The organism is uncultured Caldilinea sp., assembly GCF_937128415.1.
Classification (GTDB): Bacteria; Chloroflexota; Anaerolineae; order Caldilineales; family Caldilineaceae; genus Caldilinea.
On the sequence record NZ_CAKZMJ010000090.1, the window covers coordinates 1 to 4,516 of the forward strand.

Here is a 4,516-nt window from a genome sequence, read left to right on the forward strand (position 1 = left end):
CCGGCCAGCGAGCGCGCGCCGCAGGCGCTCTACGCGCTCGGCTTTGGCGCCTTCGCCCTCGGCCTCTACGAGCAGGCGGTCGAGGCGCTGGCGCGGCTGCAGCGCAGCTATCCAGACTATCGTTGGGACGCCGTCGGCTACTGGCTGGGGCGCAGCCAGGCGGCGGCCGGGCAGGTCGAAGCGGCCCGCGCCACGTGGCAGGCGGTCGTGGATCGCGCGCCCGACATCTACTTTGGCATCCTTTCGCACTATGCGCTGAAGGGCATTGCTATGACCGACGCCGCCATGCTGACGCGCATCCGCGAGGTCGCCGGTCCGGCCAGTCGCGTTCCCGGCGACGACGGCAGCCAGGCCTTCGCCGAACGCTGGCTGGCCAACTGGCTCGGCCTGTCGGTGGAGCAGGTGCGAACGCTGCCGACAGCCATCGCCAACGATCCAGACCTGGCCAAGGGGCGCCTGTTGCTCGAACTCGACCAGCGCGAGGATGCCCTGGTTGCGCTGGAGCGCGTCTATCAGCGCCATCGCGACAGCGCGGCTGCGCTCTATCCGTTGAGCCTGGAGTTTGCACGGCTGGGGGCGTATCGGTTGAGCATTCTGAGCGCCATGCGGCTGTTGCAGTTCAGCCCGGCGGGATGGGTGGAGAACGCGCCGGCCTTTTTGCAGCGACTTTCCTACCCGCGCCCCTTCGCCGAGCTGATCGAGCGCGAGGCGCGCGCCCACAACCTGGACCCGCTGCTCTACTACAGCCTGATTCGCCAGGAGAGCCTCTTTGAGGAGGGCGCGCGCTCGACCGCAGCGGCGCAGGGGCTGGCGCAGATCATTCCTGACACAGGGCAGTGGATTGCGCAGCGCGTCGGTCATCCCGAATACACCAACGACATCATCTATCGTCCGGTGATCAATCTACGCTTCGGCGCCTATTATCTGGACTGGGCGCGAGGCTACCTGGGCGGCAACCTGATCTCGGCGCTGGTCGGCTACAACGCCGGCCCCGGCAACGCCGACGCCTGGCGCAAGCGCTTCGGCCCAGACGACGCCCTCTTCGTGGAACAGCTCACCTTTTCGGAGCCGAGGCTATACATTCAGCTGATCCTCAGCAACCTGTATCATTACACCCGGCTCTACGGTTAGCAACGCTTTTATTCCTTCACCGCGCCTAACATGATGCCGCGCACAAAGTAACGCTGCAGGAAGGGATAGATCAACAGGATCGGGATCATCGCCACAAACAGTTTGGCGGCGTTGAGCGTGGCGTTGGAGAGTTCGGCGAGCAGGCGCGCTTGCCCGCCGTGCAGCGCCGGACGGTCGGCGATGACCAGCTGCTGAATGTAGGTTTGCAGCGGGTAGTTATTGGGGTTGTTCATCAAAATCAGGCCATCAAAGAAGGAATTCCAATGCCCCACGATGCTGAAGAGCGTGATGGTCGCCAGGGCAGGCAGCGAAGTGGGTAAATAGATGCTCCACAGCAGTTGCCAGGGGCCTGCGCCGTCGATGCGCGCCGCCTCCTCCAGCTCCCTGGGAATGTTGCGGAAGAAGTTCATCAAAATGATGACGTTCCAGATCGGCACGGCGCCGTGCAACACCAGCGCCCAGAGGTTGTCGATCAGTCCATAGCCGGCGATCGTGAGATACCAGGGAACGATGCCGACGTTCAGAATCATGCCGAAGACGAAAAGCCACATAAAAAAGTCTCGCCCGGGAAAGGCGCGGGCCGTGCGCGAGAGGGGAAAGGCCGTCAGCACGGCCAATGCGAAATTGAGCGCGCCTCCCACCGCTACGCGCCAGAGCGAGACGCCAAACGCCCGCCAGAATTTTTCATCTTGCAGGATGTAGGCGTAGGCGTTCAGATTAAAGCCGACAGGCCACAGTCCCACCATGCCCCCGCTCACCGCCGCCCTGTCGCTCAGCGAAATCGCCAGAGTGTTGAGCAGCGGCAGTAAAGTGGAGACGCCCACCATGAGGAGCAAGATGGTGATGATCCAATCGATGATGCGGTCAGCCCTGCTGCGCGCCAGCATGTCCTCTCCTGCAGATTAGAAAATCCGGTAATTGGCGTAGCGTCCGGCAATCCAATAGGAGATGCCGATTAAGATGAGCGCCACCACCGTCTTGAACAGCCCCACCGCCGTGCCCAAACTGTACTGTCCCTGGATGAGGCCGATGCGATACACATAGGTGTCGATGATGTCGCCGGTCGAATAGACGATCGGGCTGTATAGGTTGAAGATCTGATCGAAGCCGGCGTTGAGGATGTTGCCAATGCTCAGGCTGCCCACCAATACAATCACCGGCGCAATGCCCGGAATCGAGATGTACCACATCTTCTGAAAACGATTGGCGCCATCCAACTCTGCGACCTCATACAGCGTGGGGTCGATGGCGGTCAGCGCAGCCAAAAAAACGATCGCCTCGAAGCCAAACTCTTTCCATACATCGCTGAAGATGATGACCCACGGGAACAGGTTCGGCTGCCCCAAAAAATAGATCGGCCCAATGCCGAAGAAGCCGAGAAAATTGTTGACCATGCCGTCGCGCGCCAGGATCGTGCGCAGAATGCCGGCGAGAATCACCCACGAGAGAAAATGGGGCAGATAGACCATGGTTTGAATCGAGCGGCGAATCGCCAGCGCACGCACCTCATTGAGCAAAAGGGCGAAGAGCACCGCCGTCAGCAGCATGAAGACGATCTTCATCGAGGCGATGAACACCGTGTTGAAGAAGACCTGACGAGCGTCGCGCAGCGTAAACATGAACAAAATGTTGTCCAGCCCCACCCATGGCGAACCGGTGACCCCTAACGCGGGGTTAAAACGCTGAAATGCGATCACCGAATAAAAGAGCGGCACAAAGGTGAAGGCAAAAAGCAGGACGAGGCCGGGCAGGATCATCAAATAGTAGGCGAGGCGGTCGGTGTTTTTGAACATGGCGATCTCAGAAGATGGACCGCGGATGGGACGCATCGGAGGAATGGGCGCAGCATTTTTATCTGCGCCAATCCCTCCGATGCATTCACTCCCCAGCCGATGCGTGCTTATTCCTGATTCATCTTTTCCAACAATGCAGCGCCGCCGCCGTCATACCACTGCTGCACGAAGCGGTCGAAGTCATCGACCGGTCGAGAGCCGGTGATAATCTGCAGGAAGGTCTCTTCCTCCAACTTCTGCAGCGAAGGCCAGGTGGAGTCTGTGGCAAGAATGCGAGTGGCCACCGGGTCGGTGCGCACTTCGTCGTAGCCGCCGGCCAACAGCAGGGCGGCGTCCAACCGCGCCATGCGCGTCGCCCAGTTCGAGGGATTGCTGCGAGGGGCGGCGATGTCGGCCTTGATCTGTTCGAACTCCAGCTTCATAGCGTCGCTGAAGGTCGCCGGATCGCGCACGCCGTCCAACGCCTCTTTGTATTCGATAGCCATGCGCTCGACGACGTAGGGCTGCTCGATCAGGAAGGGAATCGGGAAGAGCAACCCCCAGATCTCGTTGAAGTTCGGATAGTACTGCGGCGCGTCGTTCAGGCCGTAGCTCAGGTCGTTCTGCACGTTGAGAATCTTGAGCGCCAGCTCCGGATGGGGGTAGCCCTTCTTGACGACCACAAAGCTGTAGGTGTACTGGCCCATGGCGAAGGTGTACTTGCCGTTCTTGTCCTTGATCAGGAAGGGCTGCCAGTCGGCGTTCGGGTCGTTGCTGACCGAATCCGCCAGCGGCCACCATGGAATCCACCACGGCCCCATCATGATGCCGCCTCTGCCGCCGACGATGATCTCGTTGGCTTTGCCGGTGTCCTTGGTGGCGAATTCGGGATCGATCAAGCCTTCCTTGTACATCGCCGCCAGCCGCGCCAGCGCCTCTTTCGTCTCCGGCTGCACCGAGCCGTAGACGATCTGTCCGTCGGCGTTGCGGAAGAAGATCTCTGGGAAAGCGCCGTAGGCGTTGAAGATGGCGTCGAAACCGTGCAAATTCGAGGGCACCTGCACCGGATTGAGCGTGCCGGTCAGACCATAGGTGTCTTTGGCGCCGTTGCCGTCCGGGTCCTGCTCGATGAAGGCGCGGGCGATGGCCTCCACGTCATCGACCGTCTCCGGCCCTTTCAGCCCCAGCTTGTCGAGCCAGTCCTGCCGCACCCACGCCATGATCGGCGCATCGGCCTGCGGCTGCACATTCGGGATGCCCATGATCTTGCCGTCGATGGTGGCGGCCGCCAACGCCACGCTGCCCGTCTGCCGCCAGTTCTCCAGCAGATCGGCGTTGGCGTATTTCTCGATGTAGGGCGTCAGATCCTCAATGGCGCCGGCCTCGGTCAACTGCTCGAGCTGCACCGGATCCACGATCATCATGTCAGGAATGTCGCCGCTGGCGATCGAAAGGTTCAACTTGTCGCTGAAACTGTCGCTGGGCGACACCCAGGCGAAGGTGATGTCTACGTTCAACGTATCCTCAATGTATCGCAGGGCCCGGTTATCCTCGATCGATTCGCCTTCGGGCATGAGCGCCGCATTCTCCTGCCCTCCCTTGACCAGCACCAG

The 4,516-nt window shown here is 60.9% G+C and carries 4 protein-coding genes; 1 reads left to right on the forward strand and 3 read right to left on the reverse strand.

The genetic code is table 11. From position 1 onward, the window contains the following. Positions 1-1,131 (forward strand): transglycosylase SLT domain-containing protein (locus Q0367_RS17270; RefSeq protein WP_298983779.1); only part of this gene is annotated, 1,131 nt, incomplete at its 5' end. A gap of 8 nt (positions 1,132-1,139) precedes the next feature. On the opposite strand, the gene Q0367_RS17275 is transcribed toward Q0367_RS17270, so the two are convergent. The 3 genes from Q0367_RS17275 to Q0367_RS17285 form a co-directional block, all read right to left on the reverse strand. Then, positions 1,140-2,018, reverse strand: coding sequence for a carbohydrate ABC transporter permease (locus tag Q0367_RS17275; RefSeq protein ID WP_297640279.1), 879 nt, complete (start codon positions 2,016-2,018; stop codon positions 1,140-1,142). A 15-nt stretch (positions 2,019-2,033) separates the two neighbouring features. Next, the gene (locus tag Q0367_RS17280) at positions 2,034-2,924 is read right to left on the reverse strand and encodes a sugar ABC transporter permease (RefSeq protein WP_297640280.1); all 891 of its coding nucleotides are present in this window, start codon (positions 2,922-2,924) and stop codon (positions 2,034-2,036) included. Positions 2,925-3,031: 107 nt separating this feature from the next. After that, positions 3,032-4,516: extracellular solute-binding protein (locus Q0367_RS17285; protein WP_298983782.1), on the reverse strand; the 1,485-nt coding region annotated here is incomplete at its 5' end.